Here is an 18634-nt window from a genome sequence, read left to right as displayed (position 1 = left end):
GTACTGACCCCTGGTATCAACGCTGAACCCTGATATCAACGCCTGCGGTTGCAAAGCTCGCCTGACTTAGTTACAATGTCTGATATGTGTTGGTAATTACCGTGTGTAGTACTAGCATGAAACGGGCGTATATCTTCGGTTCCCTGTGATTCTATGACGATTTTACATCAAGATTTTTAACACTGGGTACAGAGCACGATAATATGGCGGCACGAGACTACTACAGCCGTGGACAGAATCTACTATACAACCGCCCAGTACTCGTTATATTCGCCGTTATCGGCGTGTTTCTCGTATTCGACATCCTTCGACAGTTAGGCACTGGCACAATCGTCGTCACAGACCTCATGAGTTATCTCTGGAACGGACTGGTGCTTGGGATGTCGCTTGGACTGGCCGGTGTCGGCCTCTCGATGACGTACAGTATCCTCAATTTCGCGAACTTTGCCCACGGTGACTTGATTACGAGCGGTGCGTTCGCCGGATGGGCGACAGCGTTTCTGATTGCGGGCCTGGGGGAATTCTCCGTCGAAGCGCTCGTCCTCATCGGCGGCCCAATCGCAGTCGGTTCGAATGAGCTCGGAATAAACGTCGTCAACACCCCACTGGCGCTTCTGGCTGGATTACTCGTCGCCGCGGCCCTCACAGCCGTCCTCTCGCTTTTGCTGGATCGAATCGTGTTCAAACCGATGCGCAGTGCCGACGGCGTGACGCTGATGATTGCCAGCGTCGGCGTCGCACTGTTCCTTCGTAATTTTCTCACCTTTTCGTTCCTGACTGACAGCCGCGGATTGACAGGCGGCAACGTCCCCCAATTTACCATCGCGGATGTCACGTTCGGAGGGCACCAGATTACGCTGGTCGTCGTCGCCGCACTCCTGATGCTCGGCACGCACATTCTGCTCCAGTACACCAAAATCGGCATGGCGATGCGCGCAATGGCTGCGAACAAAGACCTCGCAAAAGTCACGGGCATCCCAACGGAGCGCGTCGTCAAGCTCACATGGATTATCGGCGGCGGGCTTACCGGGTGTGCGGGCTTTCTTATCGCGTTACAGCAGGGAACGCTCACAGTTACAATGGGGTGGGACCTGCTGTTACTGGTGTTCGCAGCGGTCATCCTCGGCGGTGTCGGCTCGATCTACGGCGCAATGGTCGGCGGGGTCATCCTCGGCATCGCGAGTCGACTCGCGCTCGTCTGGATCCCGGCTAGCTTCCTCCTGGTTGCGGCATTCGTCATTATGATCGTCATGCTGCTCGTGCGCCCGTCGGGTCTGTTCAGTGGGAGGACGACGGCATGAGTACGGGTTCCATTCAGGCGCGGGCTGAGGGCTGGCTTGGCAACAATGACGTGCGCCTGCTTGTCGCGCTTGCTCTCGCGATCGGGGGACTGTACGCGCTTTTCAGTGTCGTTCTCGGGTTCCAGCTGAACGGCACAGTCAACACGCTCCGTCGTGTTGCGTTCCTCTCGGCGATCTACGCCATGTTAGCGCTCGCACTGAACCTCCAGTGGGGGTACGCGGGCCTGTTCAATCTCGGAGCGGCCGGGTTCATGGCGATCGGTGTGTACACGATGGGGATACTGGCCGCCCCAGTGACGGCCAGTCCACCCGGCTTCGGGCTGCCGCTTCCGGTCGCCATCGTGGCTGCTATCCTCGTGACCGGGGTCGTCGGCGGCCTCGCAGCGTTGCCGGCGATCCGACTCCGTGCCGACTATCTCGCAATCGTAACTGTCGCGTTCTCGGAAATCGTTCGCCTCACACTCCGTGCCCCGGAATTCGCGAACACTCGCATTGCCGGCGTCGCATTCGGGACTGGCGGTGCGACGGGCCTGTCCCTCCCATCGAACCCGATCCGGATTCTCTTTTACACAGACCCGGCCGCAACAGCCCCGGCGCCCAATGCGCTGGGTGCGGCGATGTTCAGCGCCGTGGAACCACTGGGAATCGAGCAGACGCTGGTCATCGGCTGGGCGTACGTGGTCGTGCTGTGTCTCTGTCTCGGCCTCCTGTACTGGCTGATGATCCGTATCGGGAAGTCACCCTTCGGCAGGGTCCTCAAGAGCATCCGCGAGGACCAGCAGGTCACGCAGGCGCTGGGGAAAGACACGCGCCTGTTCAAGATCAAGACGTTCGCGCTCGGCTGTGCGCTCATGGGCTTGATCGCCATCCTCTGGCGGCTCTCCGGGGGCTATGCATCGCCACGGATGTTCAAGCCGATACAGACGTTCTACATCTTCATTGCGCTATTTATCGGCGGGACTGGGTCGCCAACGGGAAGTATCGTCGGCGGTGCTCTGTTCGCGAGTCTGCTCTTCGAGGGACCCTCGTTCGTCCGCCGGGTCGTGGCAGAGTATCTCCAGCTCAGCAACGCCCCCGACACGCTTGTCGGTGCCCTTGCCGAGCTGGGGACCCTTGATGTCACGCCGCTGCTGGCCTATTCCGTGCAGGACGTGAGCATCTCCGCGCTCCGTCTCATGCTGTTAGGTATCGTTCTGGTGTATCTCATGCAACGGCATCCGGACGGGCTGCTTGGCCATCGAAAAGCAATCGCATCGAGCGTTGACCTCTCACAACAGGCGACTCGCGAGGACGACAATGAGTAAGAACGCGCACTCAGCACGGAGCGACCAGACCCAGAAGGGACAGCAAGAGCAGATACTCAAAGTGGAGAACCTACGAAAGACGTTTGGCGGTATTACCGCTGTCGCCGACGTCTCTTTCCACGTCGAAAAGGGGTCGATCACCGGTCTGATTGGCCCGAACGGGGCTGGCAAGTCGACGACGTTCGACCTGATTACCGGTGTGCAACGCCCGGACGGGGGCGAAGTCGAGTTCAACGACACGGAGATAACGGGGTACCGGTCGGATCAGGTCGCAAACCAGGGCCTCGTCCGGACCTTCCAGATCGCACGGGAGCTATCGGAGATGACCGTGCTGGAAAACCTGCTGCTGGCACCACAGAACCAGGCCGGCGAAGCAGTCTGGCGAGCGGTCCTCCCGCGAGCCAGAACGAAGGTCGTCGAACAGGAAAAGGAGCTCCGGGAACAGGCCTGGGAGATGCTCGAACTGTTCGAGATCGAACACGTCGCGCACGAATCCGCCGGCAATCTCTCAGGGGGGCAACGGAAGCTTCTGGAGATGGCGCGCGTGCTCATGACCGACCCCGAGATGGTGCTGCTGGACGAACCGCTTGCGGGAGTCAATCCGACACTCGAGGAGAAACTCATCGACCGGTTGCACACGCTCAAAGAGCGTGGCTACACCTTCCTCTTCGTCGAACACGATATGGACGTTATCATGAACAACTGCGATACGGTCATCGTTATGCATCAGGGAAGTGTTCTCACAGAGGGGCAACCGGAGGCAGTGAAAAACAACGACAGAGTGCTCGACGCATATCTCGGGGAAGAGGTGAAAATATGAGTTTGCTGTCGGTGCAGCAGCTGGACGCCGGGTACGGCGACCTGCAGATCCTCACAGATGTCGACATGGAAGTCGGAAAGAGTGAGTACATCACCATCGTCGGCCCGAACGGCGCGGGCAAGTCCACTGTGATGAAGTCGGTGTTCGGACTGACGACGTACATGGGGGGCGAGATCGTATTCGATGACAGGGACATCGCTGGCGAACAACCGGAAGATATCATCTCGTATGGGCTGAGCTTTGTCCCCCAGAGCAACAACGTGTTCGAGCCGCTGACGGTCACGGAGAACCTCAAGATGGGTGCATACACGCTGGACCAGTTCCCGGAAGAGCGGCTACAGGCAGTTTACGACCGCTTCCCGATACTGGAAACGCGGTCAGAGCAGAAGGCGGGCACACTTTCAGGCGGGCAACAGCAGATGCTGGCGATGGGCCGTGCGCTCATGCTCGATCCCGATCTGTTACTGCTTGATGAGCCAAGTGCAGGCCTCGCACCGGACCTCGTCGACGAGATGTTTGACCGCATCGACGAGATCAATGACGCCGGAACCGCTGTCCTCCTCGTCGAGCAAAACGCCAAAGAGGCATTGCGGCGGTGCGACCGCGGCTACGTCCTTGTGCAGGGACAGAACCGACACGAAGACAGTGGTGAAGCACTTCTCAACGACCAGCAGGTTCGCGAGGACTTCCTCGGCGGGTAGCTCCCGTCCCCAAGCACTGGCTTGGAGACTGCTTTTTGCCACAGGAAGGCGTCGACACGAGATACTGTACGGGCCGTCGAGCCGGCACGGGCCGTTGAGTCCTTGACGGCCCATAATCAGCGAACGGATTTCCACACTGCAGCCCCGGATTCAGTGTAGTTGTAGATATTTAAACGTATTTAGTTCTTCACAGCACCTCGTTATATCGACCTATCCGTATTAGCGTCTGAATATATGTTGTGTTACCATCATCACAAGATAGGGAGGGTGGATATAATAGTCAAATATGTTGTACTTGTCGTTGTCTCTACGTCCTTTTGGACCAGTAACTGTCACCGCTCACACCGGGATAGCTACTATGGCGTGTGAACGAATGTCGCACAAACAATAAGTATCTACCATGTCAGACTCCACATATGCATCCGGGCTCGAACCCTATCGCCTGCCACGCAGGTCAGCTGTCCCGGCAGTTAATGGATTGGGCACTGCCCTCTTCCACAGCTCCATTTTTTACATTTTCGACATTTAAACTGGCGTAGACTGCCAGCGCACAGGTGGTCCCTGTGCCCGGTGGAAAACGCCAGCCTTGAACACGCTCGGGGAGCCGTACTCAGCGGCTGTTCGGGTTATCAGGGTCTGTTGAGGGAGCGTCTGTCAAATACAAAAAACATCATCGAAAACAATGAATATGAAAAACGAAGCAGGAAGCAAGGACGTGCCAGCGGCCGTCAGAGAAGACTCGGATCTAGTCCAGGTACTGGATGCTGAAGGCAACGTCTTACCACAGGCGTCTGTTCCGGACATTTCAGACAGGCAGTTACTTGAGTTGTATGAGACTATCAAGCTCGCTCGTCACTTCGACCAGCGGGCGATCAGCTTCCAGCGACAGGGGCGGCTAGCGACGTACGCACCAATGACGGGCCAAGAAGGGTCACAAGTCGCCACGAGCCTGGCACTTGCCGAGCAGGACTGGCTGTTCCCGACCTACAGGGAGCACGCGGCGAAGTACGCCCACGGGATGGACCTTGTGTCCCTTTTCGAGCCACTGAGAGGCTATCGGGACGGGTACGCGATCCCCGATGACGTCAACGTGATGCCGGAGTACATTCCGATTGCGACCCAGGTTCCACAGGCCATGGGAATGGCGTGGGGACACAAGCTACAGGGAAAGACCGATACGGCCGTCCTGTGTCACCTCGGCGACGGTGCGACCTCCGAAGGAGACTTCCACGAAGGACTGAACTTCGCCGGGGTGTTCGACGTCCCAGCTGTATTCGTCTGTAACAACAACCAATGGGCGATTTCGGTCCCCCGCGAGCGACAGACGGCGAGCGAAACCATCGCTGAAAAAGCACAGGCCTACGGTATCGACGGCGTTCGAGTCGACGGGCTGGACCCGCTGGCGGTCTACAAAGTCGCCAGTGCGGCACTGGAGAAAGCCCGGAATCCGGGTCCCGGAGAGCTACGTCCAACGCTTATCGAGTCCGTCCAGTATCGCTTCGGTGCACACACCACTGCGGATGACCCGTCTGTGTACAGAGACGAATCGGAAGAAGAGGCCTGGCGCGACCGCGACCCTGTGGACCGCATTGAAACGTACCTGTACAACGAGGGCATCCTCGATTCCGACCTTGAGAGTGAGATCCAGGACAGTATCGAACAAGAAGTCAGCGAGGCGATAGAAACGGCGGAACAGACAGAGACGAGTCCGGACAACATCGTCGAGCACGTGTACGAGGACGTTCCAGCGCGGCTCGAAGAACAGCGGGACGAACTGAACCGGCTGCGCGAGAAGTATGACGACGGCGCGTTCTCGGAGGTGCTGGAATGAGTTCGACAGCCAGTACGCAGACGGGGCAAAACGCACAGCGTCTCACCCTCGTCGAGGCGATACAGGACGGGCTGTACACGGAAATGTCACGGGACGACAGTGTCGTCGTTCTGGGCGAAGACGTCGGGAAGAACGGCGGTGTTTTCAGAGCAACCGACCAGCTCTACGAGGAGTTCGGCGAAGACCGCGTCATCGACACGCCGTTGGCAGAGGCCGGCATCGTGGGTGCATCGATCGGTCTCGCCCAGACCGGGATGAAGCCTGTGCCCGAGATGCAGTTCATGGGCTTCATGTACCCTGCATTCGACCAGATCGTCAGTCACGCTGCGCGCCTCCGGAGCCGTAGCCAGGGACAGTACTCGGTGCCGATGGTGATACGGGCTCCATACGGCGGTGGAATCCGGGCCCCGGAACACCACTCCGAGTCAAAGGAAGCGTTCTTCGTGCACGAGCCCGGCCTCAAGGTCGTCTCGCCGAGCACCCCCTACGATGCGAAGGGACTTCTGGCGGCGTCCATCCACGACCCGGATCCGGTCATCTTCCTCGAGCCGAAGTTGATCTATCGGGCCTTCCGTGAAGACGTCCCGGCAAAACCGTATGAAGTGTCGCTGAGTGAGGCTGCTGTCCGGCGGGAGGGAAGCGATATTTCAGTCTATACGTGGGGAGCAATGACCCGGCCCGCCCTGATCGCCGCGGAGAACCTCAGCCAGTCACATGGCATCGATGTCGAGGTCATCGACCTGCGGACCCTGTCACCCCTCGATGTAGAGACGATTACGAACTCGTTCAAAAAGACCGGCAGAGCCGCGATTGTACACGAAGCACCGAAGACCGGCGGACTAGGGGCGGAAATCGCAACGACGATCCAGGAGGAAGCGCTCGTTCATCAGGAAGCGCCAATCAAACGAATCGCCGGCTTCGATGCCCCCATGCCGCTCCATTCGCTGGAGGATTACTATCTGCCACAGGCGGTCCGTATCCAAGACGGCATCCGCGAAACAGTCGATTTCTAACATGGTACGCGAATTCGAACTCCCCGATGTCGGTGAAGGCGTCGCCGAGGGCGAACTGCTTCGCTGGCGGGTTGCGCCGGGCGATTCAGTTTCGGAAGACCAGCCAGTAGCGGAAGTCGAGACCGACAAAGCCGTCGTCGACGTCCCGTCCCCCGTCGACGGTGTTGTCGAAGAACTCCGTGCCGCGGAAGGTGAGACAGTCCCAGTCGGTGACGTGATTATCGTCTTCCGGGTCGAAGGGGAAGCCGAACCGGACGGAACTGAAACGCCTGCAGACGACGCCACTGCGGACAGCGGGTACCAAACCGACGACGAAGCACCAACACAGCCAGTCGAAGATACGCAGTCAGAACCAGCGGTGACACAGCGCGTCCAGGTCGCCGCTCCGCCGTCTGTGCGGCGTCTCGCCCGTGAACTGGGCGTCGATATCTCCAGCATTGCGGACTCGTCTCCGGGACGTATAACGGAGTCGGATGTCCGCGCGTACGCGAACACGGACTCTCACTCCTCGACGCAGGCGCAGTCAAACCAGCGGACCGCTGCTGCAGAGCGACAAAAACAGCAGGCAACTTCGACGCAGTCTGTCAGCCCAGTTCAGGCGAGAAAAACGGCAGACCGGGAGACGACGGTGGCCGTCCCGAAGACCAGACACGTCGCAGCCGAGGAAGGGGTCGATCTCGACAATGTCCCCACTGATGAACGAAAGGACGGAGAACCCTTTGTCACGCTCGAAGCGGTCCGAGAGTACGCAAAGGCCCAACAGCAGGCACAGAAAAAGGATCAAGAAGCGGTAGCCGAGAGGGCAGCGGCTGACGAGCCGGCGCGCCCGGAGTCTCGGACGCCGTACAACGGGATCAGACAGACGATCGGAGCCGCGATGACGGAGTCGAAATATACGGCCCCGCACGTCACCCATCAGGACGAGGTCGACGTGACTGCGCTGGTCGACGCTCGTTCGAGCCTCAGACAGGCGGCCGAGGAGCACGATATACGACTGACGTATATGCCGTTCGTGATGAAAGCGTGTGCCGCGGCCCTACAAGAGAACCCACAGGTAAACGCCTCCCTCGACGAAGCAAACGAAGAAATCGTCGAAAAGGAGTATTACAACATCGGTGTCGCAACGGCGACTGATGCCGGGCTGCTGGTTCCCGTTGTCGAGCACGTTGATGCGAAAGGCCTGCTCGAAGTCGCATCGGAAACCAACGAAAAAACCCAGAGAGCGAGAGAACGGAGTCTTTCGCCGGAGGAGATGCGTGGCGGGACGTTCACTATCTCGAACATCGGCGGCATCGGCGGGGAGTACGGAACACCGATCATCAATCAGCCGGAAAGCGCAATCCTGGCACTGGGAGAGATCAAAAAGAAGCCACGGGTTGTCGAAGCCGATGGTGAAGAGACGATAGAACCCCGTCATGTGATGACACTATCGCTGTCGTTCGACCACCGAGTGCTCGACGGCGCAGACGCCGCACGGTTCACGAACTCCATACAGAAGTACCTGCGAAATCCAAACCTGCTATTACTAGAATAATGGTCGTCGGAGATGTCACTACCTCGACTGACGTACTGGTTATTGGCGCGGGCCCCGGCGGATACGTCGCCGCAATCCGCGCTGCACAGCTTGACCTCGATATCACTCTCGTTGAAAAAGGAGCGTACGGGGGAGCCTGTCTCAACCGTGGCTGTATCCCCTCTAAAGCGCTGCTAAACGGTTCAGAACTGGCATCGGAGGCGGGCCAGGCGGAGGAACTGGGGATTTACGCGGACCCAACAGTGGCGCTCGACGAGATGATGAGCTGGAAAGACGGCATCGTCGACCAACTAACGAGCGGTATCGAGCAACTGTGTACGGCAGCTGGCGTGAATCTGTTAAAAGGGACTGCCGAATTTGCTGCTGAGAACAAGATCAGAATCGTCCATCAGGGAGAGGGGCAGGGCTCTGAATCGTTGAAATTCGACCACTGCGTCATCGCAACGGGGTCCCGGCCGATCGAAATTCCGGGGTTCGACTTCGATGACGAGCGCATCGTCTCCTCCGACGGCGCTCTGAACTTCGAAACGGTACCCGACGAACTCGTCATCGTCGGAGCCGGATACATCGGCATGGAGCTAGCGACAGTCTACAGCCGACTCGGGAGCGACGTCTCGGTAATTGAGACCCTAGAGCAGGTGCTTCCCGGCTATCAGGAGGACATTGCCTCGATAGTCCGACAGCGAGCAGCGCGTCTCGGCGTCGACTTTCACTTCGGGTACACGGCGGACAGCTGGGCAGAGTCGGACGGTAAAGCCGTCCTGACTGCTGTCCCTGCCGACGAGGCGGCGCACGATAGCGATATCGAACTCACTGCTGACAGAATACTCGTTGCCGTGGGTAGACGCCCGGTGACTGACACGCTCGGTATCGAAGCTGCCGGCATCGAAACCGATGCTCAGGGGTTCATTCCAACGGATAGCAGATGTCGGACGAACAAGGAGCACATTTTCGCGGTCGGCGATGTGGCGGGTGAGCCGATGCTGGCACACAAGGGCTCGAAAGAGGGAGAAGTCGCAGCAGAAGTAATCGCTGGCGAGCCCGCTGCGGTCGATTATCGGGCACTCCCGGCTGCGGTGTTCACCGATCCGGAAATCGGAACCGTCGGGCTGACGGAGGACGAAGCTGCGAACGAGGGTATTACCCCAGTTACAGGTGAGTTCCAGTTCCAGGCGTCTGGACGGGCACTAACAGCGAACCGGACAGAGGGCTTTGTCCGAATTGTCGCCGCAAAAGAAACCGAACGTGTGATGGGTGCACAGATCGTCGGTCCGGAGGCATCCGAGTTGATCGCAGAAATCGCAGCCATGATCGAAATGGGTGCAAAGCTTCAGGACATCGGCTCCACCGTCCATACGCATCCAACATTAAGTGAAGCGGTAATGGAAGCCGCACAGAATGCGAGAGGGAAAGCAATACACAGACAAAACTGACTGGTCGATATTGACCCCTCAGAAACCAGATCTACGACCCAAATCGTTGAATCGACACCCAGCTATGGCCTATCTGATACTGTTTACTGAAACGAAACGACAACTCGGGAATAGAACCCTCGCTGAGCGACCGCTACGTTCTTTTCTGGGTATAGATTGAAGCTATAGTCGCCATTGAAAATCAATGTCCACCTCATCGCACGACGGCAGTGCGGTCAGTGTGTACCTCGTTTCAATTGTTACTGTAGTCTCCAGCGTCGGACAACAGATACGTTCCAGATTCAGTCGTTCGCGACTGTTTGGCTTGCGGCACCGTCACTGGCACTCAGTTTGCTCTCCTCTTCTTCGGGTCTCGGTACGTCTGTTGGAAGGTTTTCGTACAGAATTCCTTTGCTCGCGTTGTAGCATGTCATGCGATGTCATGGCTGATGAACTCATATAAAACCGTCCCTTATTCTGTACCGCCGAATATTAATATTCCGAGGTTATTTATATATTGACCAATTTTCCAGAACGAAGTTATAGAGTATTTGTTTGGATTCGGTGTCGATGTGGATATATACGACCTGTTTTTTGCGCTGAAAGTTCAGCTACTGTCTCGTATGCTATCACTTCCTGTCATCTGTCTTTTCTATGCTGTCGGATACAATCCAAAAATATTAGATTATATACTATCTCGTTGTAGACCTAATATTTGTTCTGATCGCAATCCAAACAGGTGTGTTAGATATCTGGGTATTGTGATGTCATGCATTCCTCTTCACAGAAGAAATGCTCCGTTATCTCTCCGTCCGGATCACGTATCGTAACCCCGCTGAACTTCATCTGTTCGCTGATCACTTGTCCACAGTAATCACAGCGGTAGTTCGGTGACCCACCGACCAAGACTCGAGTTGACTTGTTTTGGATATTCAGTTCGGCAGCGGCCGTGTTGCCGCTGGCTTCCATAGCGTACCGAGCAGTTGCTAGTGACCGCTCCGCCTCAGTTTGTCCATTCATCGTTTGTATCGATTCGTTGTTGACAGGGGTCGGACTCGTTCCGTCGACTGTTACACATTACTCTGGATCGCTCTTGTCGCTTTACCGCCGTTTTCCGCCTATGCCGGGTTACTGCCCGGACTGGGGTGGGCTACGTGGGTTACCGGGGAGAAAGTGTAAAAAACGTATAACCGGACGTTACAGCCGCTAATTGGCTCGCTTTCCGGGGCGGTTCTACCGTTTTGGTACCCGGTTCCATACCTCCCAGTACGGGACTTCCGTATTTAATCATTTGGTTAGTCCCTATTATAGTAGCCATTGAAAATCAATGCACACCTGGTCGCCCGACAGCAGTGCGATCAGGTCTCCATCGTTTCAATTGGTACTATAGATGTCTTAGAGTGATGACCGCTGCAGGCCCCGGCTACGTTGTGCAGCCTCGCTGGACTCACAGGTTTGGGCCAGTTATTTTCGTTGGATGTGAACGCCACTCACGGAACTATTAAGTGAACATCCATTAAAGATAGAGACATGAATCCGGGCGCTGACTGTACGGCTTGGCAGGCAAGCCCGCTGTCCCGGCACTTGATCGGTGCAGACCCCCTCACATCCGGTTTTGCGTTTTTTACATTTTTCAAATTTTAAACTGACGTAGACCACCACAGTGCGGGCAAACGCCGGCACACAGGTGGAAAACGTCGGTCCTGGCTGGTTCCCAAACACCAGCCGACGGTTTTCGGGTCGCGATGACCCATCTCACGAAGCGCTGCGACACCAACTACAAACCCATAATCAGCGACATCATGAACGCACAAAACACGCAGGAGTACCGTAGCCAACAATCAGCAGACATCGCAAACGCGGACCGAGCGCGGAGTGCAGCCCCCGAAAGCGTTGAGAGCCAATCTATCAGGGTCGTAATTAGCTCGATTGAAACGCGACACTGCGATCACTGCGGCGCATCAATTGACGACAACGTCCGGTATCGTAATGTCACGACCAGAGATAGTGCTGGCAACGTCTCGGAATACGCGTTCTGCGGTGTCGACTGTAAGACCGCTCGGTTCCCGAGGCTCGGCTGACCGCCGGCTGGCGTGGCGCATTGTCGGTTTACAGGACCATACTGGGGTTTTGGCGTCGGTTCGATAATACGGTCCGAGTCCTCACGCGGATTGACAGTCGCAGCCACCCTGTTCCAGAAACGCTACAATATCGTAGCTATGGCCGCAGTCCTCACACAGCACCTGCACCTCGTTGATGACGTTGAAATCGCCTGCCGAGATGGCGTCGTTCTTTTCGAGGCTCTCGATAGTCTGCCTCGTTACAGCGGTGGTTCGGCCCCGAAGCCGCTGTATTGAGTCGATGGCGTTTTCCTTCCGTTCTGCGGGCGTCCGCTCGGGTCGGGCCGCCCCACGGTCGTTCTTGAGATAGCGATACACCGTCTGGTGGGAGATAAAGTCGTCCATCACCGATTCGATATCGACCCCGCTCTGTTCGAGACGGGAGCGTATGAGCGGGGCGTCCGCGTCATCTTCGCGAAGTGATTGATAGACCTGCTGGATGTCGCCACTCAATGTCGGTGCGTCGCTCCCTTCGATGGCGGACTCGAGCACCGACTGATTGAAGTAGTCCGCGAGGTCTCGGGTACTTTCTTCCTCCCCGTCGGCGCCGACCCACCGATCTTCGAGTTCTACACCCATCCCGACAAGATCGTATTTTCGAATTACGGCATCCACCTTGTTCGTTCCCCCACCGGACTGTGAGTCGTCTGCGGTCATGATCCGATTTACATGAACGCCATAGTTACTAAACACTCCCGCATATCGGGAGGTTTGGCGAGGTCCCTCACGCGGAGAGCTTTATCAGGCCCGTGCTCTGGTGTGTGTCGGCCGATTCACGGACTGAACTACTCATTTGATGCGGATTCAGGCTCGCGAACCCACGCCACCGGAACTGTGGACTGCCGGACGATTTTGGCGCTGACACCACCCATGACGTACCTGCTGAAGTCAGTCTGTCCGTGGGTCCCCATGATCGCGAGATCGATTTCGTTCTCGTCGATGTAGTCGCAAATCACCTTCGAGGTGGTCCCGTGTTCGATGACGCTGGTGACCGAGTTGAGCGACGTCTCCTCGACTTTCTCGGTCGCTTCGGCCAGAATCTCATTTGCCCGCTCGGTCAACTCCCCCTCTTTCAGGACGGAGCGTGCATCCGGGCCGAGACCGCCGGTCTCGACAACGTGAAGCAGGTGGAGCGTTGCTCCCGTCGCCCTCGCGACATCGATCCCCTCTGCCACTGCGAGTGCTGCGCCACGGCTTCCATCCGTCGGGACGAGGACGTGCTTGGGGGGATACACGAGTGGTCGATCTTCGGCAGGGTTGACCGCAACGACGGGAACCGCTGCCGTATTGATGACGCGTTCGGTGACGCTTCCGAGCAGGATTCGCTTGAGCCCGCGCCGTCCGTGCGTCGGCATAACGATGCAGTCGATGTCGGACTGTTTGCTGTAGTCGACTATCGTCTTGTGCGGGTCACCCTGGAGGACCGCAGAGACGACAGGAACGCCTTCATCTTTCGCAGACTGTGCGGCTTCCGCCACGATGCGCTCCCCTTCTGTTTCGAGAACGTCGATGACCTCTCCACGAATCGTGGTGACACTGTCTCGGCCAGTGTCGGCGACGTTGATGATGTGAATCGTCGCCTCGTGTTCGGCTGCGATCTGTAATGCGTACTCAAGAACCGATTCTGCGGCGTCACTTCCGTCGGTTGGGAACAGGATAGTGTCGTACATAGTGGCGTGCTGGACTGTGGATCAGCTATCTGGGTTGCGGAGGGCGTTCCGGGTTGTCCGTAGGCGGGTCCCTATTTCCGCACTTCCTGATTGTGGCTTCTGGTCCTCGGGCGCTCTGTGCCGTTGCCTACGCATCAAAGCACTCGGCCCGGTATGGTTTCAGAGACATTGTATTCGGAGGCTGTGTGACGGACTACGCAGTGACGTCTAATAATATCTCGCCTACCGAAGCGCTCTCCAGCCATCTGTGGCTGGGACACACAGCGGATTGCTCTACGCCCCCACCAAGGCTGGCGCGTCGGCAGGACGGCGCTGACACACATTTTTAAGCCAATCCCCCCACCGTATTGAGATATGGCAGCAGTCCGACGCCTCGTTATCGATGTACTGAAACCCCACGATCCGCCCCTGCTGATGTTCACCGATCAGCTGGCCGAAATTGAGTGCGTCGAGGGCGTCACTTCGTCTCTGATCGAACTAGATCAGGAAGTACAAAACGTCAAGCTCACGTTCGAAGGCGAAGAGCTGGACTTCGAGGCAATCGAAGAGACGATCGAAAACCTCGGCGGGTCAGTACACTCTGTGGACCAGGTTGCCTGCGGTGACAGCGTCGTGACGGACCGACGGACGTTACAGGATGCCTGACGCGCCGTGACGTCCATTCGACAACTCCTCAGGCGTCTTCTCGGGAAGGACGACGTCCTCGCAATCTCGCGCCGGTACTTCATCTCGAACGGCTTCGACGGGACGCTGACGTGCATCGGCATTATCGTCGGCGCTGTCCTTTCGGGAGTTTCAGACGGCTCCACTGTCATCAAAATCGGACTGGGCGCGGCAGTCGGTCTCGGGACGTCTGCGGTCTGGAGCGTCTGGGAAATCGAACGTGCCGAAACCCGGGCCGAAATCAGACGTATCGAGCGAGCGATGCTCAAAGACCTCGACGATACCCGCGTTCAACGCGACCAGAGCGGTGCCCGCTTCGTACACGCCATGATGAGCGGCCTGGGGCCACTCATCGGGGTTCTGATTCCACTGACCCCGTTCGTTGTCGCGGGGACCGTTGTCACAATGGTAGAAGCAGCACTCATCTCGGTCGGCCTGGGTATCGGTGTGTTGGGTGCGTTCGGCGCTTACATGGGCTCGATTTCGGGTCAGCGGTGGTACGTTGCCGCAGCGCGGATGGGACTCGCCGGCTTGGTCGTCGCAATTCTTAATCTCTTCCTTCCGGGGTGAGAGACCGAGACTCCGTTCTCACTGGAGGACAAATCCCAACTTGCTTTCCACTGGTCCCCATACACGGTAGTAGATGCGTGTTGGCTTGCGACAGTTCAAACGGCCGTTGTGCTACGTGATGGCGCTCCTGTATGTCGTCGCGGGAGGATTGCATTTCGTCGTGCCGGAACTATACGTCCAGATCGTGCCACCGGTCTTGCCGGCGGCACTTGCGCTGGTGTATCTGTCCGGCGTCGCGGAAATCGCTGTCGGGCTCGGCCTGTTGGTGCCCCGGACGCGTTCGTACGCCGCGTGGGCGACGATCGCATTGCTCGTCGCGATCTTTCCCGCGAACGTCTATATGGCTGTCTCCATGGTCACTATCGAGGGGACGGGTGGTGGCGATCCCTCTGTGTTGGTCCGCTGGGCACGGTTGCCGCTGCAAGGCGTGTTGATCCTCTGGGCGTACTGGTACACCGACTGAGCGTGGCGAAAACCCCGAGTGACCGGGCTGGCTCGGTCGTATTTCATCGTCTGCGACGGATTGATCGACGCCGTCGTCGCCGGTTGTGGGACGAAGCTGTCGGCGTGGACGTGACCGGTAGCCAGCGCCGCTGGGTCGCAGCGATCGAATCGGACGATGCCACTGTTGTCCCTACGAATATCGCCATATAGTGTGAGACGCCGAGGACTGCCCAACAAGGACCAGAGGGCCGCTCACCGCCATCACCAGAACCGTGCCGAGAGCCAGAACAACCGCGAGCGACCGCCATTTTTCAGCGGATATCCGCTTCGAAGACGCAACGCGATGCCCGCGTCCACGACGGCGAAGTCGTCCGTGAAGAGGACACACGGTACAGATGGCATCTGGCTTCTTGTGCCTCCAAGACTCCGGGGAGCTGCTTTGCCAGATTAGACATGAATAGGTACCGATTGGGAACTAGTATATATCTACACTACATGTGAGTTCACCGTAATGACATAGAGAGATACTGTCTATCCATAAGACATATTCGTAACTGCAGTATAGATACAATGTCGACATGCCCTCCAGTAGTCGTAAACTTCTGTCGACGAACAGTGAACAGTGGCGTCTGGCGCACGAAGACCTCCACATCAGAAACACCACCGATACCAAACATGATGTCCGCATAGAAATATACGACAGCGAGATATGTTGCCATAGAGCCCACTATCAGCTCTTGTCAGGCCAGTCCGGCTGTTCGGTCAACTTGCTACAGGCTGGCTGCTACAGGGTTAAAGCTGTTCTCGATAGACAACATGAATCAGTCGCTGCCGTGACAGTCTCCGACGAGCCCGAACGAACGATCTTCGTCCACATTCAGAACGACGGGATCACCATCAAGGAGGGAGTGACGCCCTCGCGCCCCTGAGCCAGCGTGTCGCCGCTCCCCCTCGCTCCCCGGAGGCAGGATCGAACGAAATAGGGTAAGCCCATCTTTAACACCCATCGGAACCAAATAACAAACGGAATGAGCTCTGCATCTACATCGGACAGGTCCCCAGAGTCTGCCGACTCAGTGTCGGGCTATCGCGACACGCTTGCGTCGGTTTATCACGAATATGTCGGCGAACCGGCTAAAGAGCGAGATATCTACGTTGGGTTCGGACTCTTTTTTGCTGGAGTTACGCTTGCCATCGTCGGATTCTGCCTCTTTCTGTACAGTAACGTTCTGGAGTCCGGGAGCGCACCGTACTGGCAGATTCGTGAGGTTGCGCTCGTCGTCGGGTTCGTCGGACTGCCCTCCGTGCTGTTGAGCGTCGTCGTACTCCTCCCAGTCGGTTTCAAGACCCGGGTCGTCAGTGCCGCCGGCACGTTGTTCTGTCTCGCCGCAACGATAATTCTGGTTAATGTCTTTCCGTATGGGTGGACGAACAGTGGCGGAGTCAACGGCAGCGTCTGGACGATCAGCGTTTACGCCACTGGCTTAGTCATGCTTGCGGCCTCAACAGGAGCGGCGCTGGTTGCACACTACCTCGAGAAAGCGGCAACCCCAAGCGACTCAACTGAACCAGTCGAGCCGGCCGAGAGCGAGTCGGAGTCTGTCAGCAAAGCAGATGTGGACGACGATATCGAACAGGCACTAGACGGAGCGGAACTATCGTGGGGTGGTGTCGAACAGCAGCCCAAAACTAAGCGGCTAAATCTGGATATGCCAGAAACGGACTCTGACCTCGATCGGACGGCTATCGAGAATTCCGAGGCGACCACGACACGAGCCGACAGCAATGACGTTGATGACGCAGTAGATGGGCTCAGACAGCTACAGGGTGGCCAATCAAAGACAGAACGAAGCACCGGTACCGAAGAACAGGTCGACGCTCTCACGCAGTTTCGAAATGAGCAGGCCGAAGATGACGATGTGGAAACCGGTGTCAAAGAGCAACGAAGCATTGTTACCCGTCTTCGGTCGTTGTTGTTTGAATAGACGGTCTGCTCACCACGACACTCCGCTGTTGTTCTCTCGTTGCGTGGGGTAACTCAGAGTAATATGTTCCTACGAACCATTCCGTCTGTTTTCATAAATAACATGTAACCTATTGCAACAAAACAGGATAGTTTTTTCAACTTGGTGGGAGGAATACAACTGTATGCCCCAAGGTCTCGATGTCGGTACGATGAACCTCCTGTCTGCACGCCAAGATGGTAACGAAACGGTATTCGTGCAGCAGCGGAACTCCTTCGTCGAAATTGACTACAGCGACATGGCCGAACAGATGCTGTCGAGAAGTGATGTTCTCCACATCCGCAAGGATGATCGCGTCTACATCGTTGGCGATGACGCCCTGAATTTCGCGAATATCTTCAGTGAGGAGACACGCCGCCCGATGCAAGCCGGGATTCTCTCGAGCGACGAGCAATCAGCTATTCCGATGATTAAGCTCATCACGGAACAGGTGGTTGGACAACCGGAGTTCCCGAATGAGCGCCTGTTTTTCTCGGTTCCCGCGGACCCAATCGATGCCGATGTCTCGACGCTATATCATCAAAAGACGATTGAATCCCTACTCACTGATATGGGCTACAGCCCGGAACCGATCAATGAAGGGATGGCCGTCATCTACTCCGAGCTTGCCAACCGTGAGTTCACTGGCCTCGGTATCAGCTTCGGCGCCGGGATGACCAACGTCTGTCTGTCGTACTATGCAGTCCCCGTAATGAAGTTCTCCATCGCACGCGGTGGCGACTGGATCGACGAGCAGGCTGCACAGGCGACTGGCACGCCCGTCGATAAGGTCACCTCGGTTAAAGAAGAGGACTTCGCACTCAACTTCGAGACGGACGTCGGCGGTATTGAAGGTGCACTGAGTATCTATTACGACAATCTCCTCGACTATGTCATCGAGAACATCATCAGTGAAGTCGATGAGGAAGATGTCGAGGAGGGACTGGATGTCCCGGTCGTCGTGACTGGTGGGACATCCAGTCCTGACGGCTTCGAAGAGTTGTTCGCCGAACGGATCAACGAATCCGAGATACCGTTCTCAATCAGCGACGTCCGCCAAGCCGAGAATCCGCTGTATAGTGTCGCACAGGGCGCACTCGTCGCAGCGCGGTCGGAAGAAGAGCGCGAGGGGCAAAACGAGCAGGCCGAAGAATCTGACACCACCGCCGAGTAACGGTTGGTCTCGAATAGAAGCACTGTTCGCCGGCATCAGCCGGAACATTCTACTGGTCCTCGTCCAGGCAATAC

The 18634-nt window shown here is 57.2% G+C and carries 17 protein-coding genes; 14 read left to right on the top strand and 3 right to left on the bottom strand.

All coding sequences use genetic code 11. From position 1 onward, the window contains the following. Positions 1 to 203 precede the first annotated feature (203 nt). The 9 genes from VI340_RS17990 (at position 204) to VI340_RS19890 (ending at position 11997) form a co-directional block, all read left to right on the top strand. Positions 204 to 1301, top strand: a complete 1098-nt coding sequence (locus tag VI340_RS17990) for a branched-chain amino acid ABC transporter permease (protein WP_008308437.1) — start codon at positions 204 to 206, stop codon at positions 1299 to 1301. Further along, positions 1298 to 2605: a branched-chain amino acid ABC transporter permease gene (locus VI340_RS17985; RefSeq protein WP_336330648.1), complete on the top strand. Its 1308-nt coding sequence runs from the start codon at positions 1298 to 1300 to the stop codon at positions 2603 to 2605. The genes VI340_RS17990 and VI340_RS17985 overlap by 4 nt, the downstream gene beginning before the upstream one ends. Then, on the top strand, positions 2598 to 3425 hold the full coding sequence (locus VI340_RS17980; protein WP_008308439.1) for an ABC transporter ATP-binding protein: 828 nt from the start codon (positions 2598 to 2600) through the stop codon (positions 3423 to 3425). The genes VI340_RS17985 and VI340_RS17980 overlap by 8 nt, the downstream gene beginning before the upstream one ends. Next, positions 3422 to 4126 carry an ABC transporter ATP-binding protein gene (locus tag VI340_RS17975; protein ID WP_008308440.1) on the top strand — a complete coding sequence of 235 codons (705 nt, stop codon included), beginning with the start codon at positions 3422 to 3424 and terminating at the stop codon, positions 4124 to 4126. The genes VI340_RS17980 and VI340_RS17975 overlap by 4 nt, the downstream gene beginning before the upstream one ends. Positions 4127 to 4808: 682 nt before the next feature. Continuing rightward, positions 4809 to 5957, top strand: coding sequence for a pyruvate dehydrogenase (acetyl-transferring) E1 component subunit alpha (pdhA, locus tag VI340_RS17970; RefSeq protein ID WP_008308441.1), 1149 nt, complete (start codon positions 4809 to 4811; stop codon positions 5955 to 5957). After that, on the top strand, positions 5954 to 6970 hold the full coding sequence (locus tag VI340_RS17965; RefSeq protein ID WP_336330647.1) for an alpha-ketoacid dehydrogenase subunit beta: 1017 nt from the start codon (positions 5954 to 5956) through the stop codon (positions 6968 to 6970). Before pdhA ends, VI340_RS17965 begins: the two co-directional genes overlap by 4 nt. A gap of 1 nt (position 6971) precedes the next feature. Then, the gene (locus tag VI340_RS17960; RefSeq protein WP_336358883.1) at positions 6972 to 8504 is read left to right on the top strand and encodes a dihydrolipoamide acetyltransferase family protein; all 1533 of its coding nucleotides are present in this window, start codon (positions 6972 to 6974) and stop codon (positions 8502 to 8504) included. Then, positions 8504 to 9937 carry a dihydrolipoyl dehydrogenase gene (lpdA, locus tag VI340_RS17955; protein WP_336358882.1) on the top strand — a complete coding sequence of 478 codons (1434 nt, stop codon included), beginning with the start codon at positions 8504 to 8506 and terminating at the stop codon, positions 9935 to 9937. The genes VI340_RS17960 and lpdA overlap by 1 nt, the downstream gene beginning before the upstream one ends. Positions 9938 to 11661: 1724 nt before the next feature. Next, complete coding sequence (locus VI340_RS19890) at positions 11662 to 11997, top strand: DUF7576 family protein (RefSeq protein ID WP_023842931.1); 336 nt, start codon at positions 11662 to 11664, stop codon at positions 11995 to 11997. 81 nt (positions 11998 to 12078) lie between these two features. Here the strand turns inward: VI340_RS19890 and rdfA are convergent, their stop codons facing one another. Continuing rightward, positions 12079 to 12693, bottom strand: coding sequence for a rod-determining factor RdfA (gene rdfA, locus VI340_RS17950; RefSeq protein WP_008308448.1), 615 nt, complete (start codon positions 12691 to 12693; stop codon positions 12079 to 12081). Positions 12694 to 12821: 128 nt separating this feature from the next. Beyond that, the gene (locus tag VI340_RS17945) at positions 12822 to 13706 is read right to left on the bottom strand and encodes a universal stress protein (RefSeq protein WP_008308450.1); all 885 of its coding nucleotides are present in this window, start codon (positions 13704 to 13706) and stop codon (positions 12822 to 12824) included. Between the two features lie 354 nt (positions 13707 to 14060). On the opposite strand from VI340_RS17945, the gene VI340_RS17940 reads away from it, so the two are divergent. The 3 genes from VI340_RS17940 to VI340_RS17930 all read left to right on the top strand — a co-directional run bounded on the left by VI340_RS17940 (position 14061) and on the right by VI340_RS17930 (position 15402). Beyond that, positions 14061 to 14351 carry a DUF211 domain-containing protein gene (locus tag VI340_RS17940; protein ID WP_008308452.1) on the top strand — a complete coding sequence of 97 codons (291 nt, stop codon included), beginning with the start codon at positions 14061 to 14063 and terminating at the stop codon, positions 14349 to 14351. Between the two features lie 6 nt (positions 14352 to 14357). Further along, positions 14358 to 14939, top strand: a complete 582-nt coding sequence (locus VI340_RS17935; RefSeq protein ID WP_008308454.1) for a VIT1/CCC1 transporter family protein — start codon at positions 14358 to 14360, stop codon at positions 14937 to 14939. A 73-nt stretch (positions 14940 to 15012) separates the two neighbouring features. Next, positions 15013 to 15402, top strand: a complete 390-nt coding sequence (locus VI340_RS17930; protein WP_008308456.1) for a DoxX family protein — start codon at positions 15013 to 15015, stop codon at positions 15400 to 15402. Between the two features lie 242 nt (positions 15403 to 15644). On the opposite strand, the gene VI340_RS17925 is transcribed toward VI340_RS17930, so the two are convergent. After that, a complete protein-coding gene (locus VI340_RS17925) occupies positions 15645 to 15785 on the bottom strand; it encodes a hypothetical protein (RefSeq protein WP_336330644.1) in 141 nt (46 codons plus the stop codon). 674 nt (positions 15786 to 16459) lie between these two features. On the opposite strand from VI340_RS17925, the gene VI340_RS17920 reads away from it, so the two are divergent. Together VI340_RS17920 and VI340_RS17915 are read left to right on the top strand one after the other, a co-directional pair. Then, the gene (locus tag VI340_RS17920) at positions 16460 to 17368 is read left to right on the top strand and encodes a DUF7139 domain-containing protein (protein WP_336330678.1); all 909 of its coding nucleotides are present in this window, start codon (positions 16460 to 16462) and stop codon (positions 17366 to 17368) included. Between the two features lie 163 nt (positions 17369 to 17531). Continuing rightward, positions 17532 to 18560, top strand: a complete 1029-nt coding sequence (locus tag VI340_RS17915; protein WP_014030841.1) for a hypothetical protein — start codon at positions 17532 to 17534, stop codon at positions 18558 to 18560. Positions 18561 to 18634: the final 74 nt, after the last annotated feature.

The organism is Haloarcula sp. CGMCC 1.6347, from assembly GCF_037078395.1.
GTDB classification, from domain to species: domain Archaea; phylum Halobacteriota; class Halobacteria; order Halobacteriales; family Haloarculaceae; genus Haloarcula; species Haloarcula amylolytica.
Note: the sequence above shows the minus strand (reverse complement) of the source record. Positions and strands in the feature narration are given on the sequence as shown.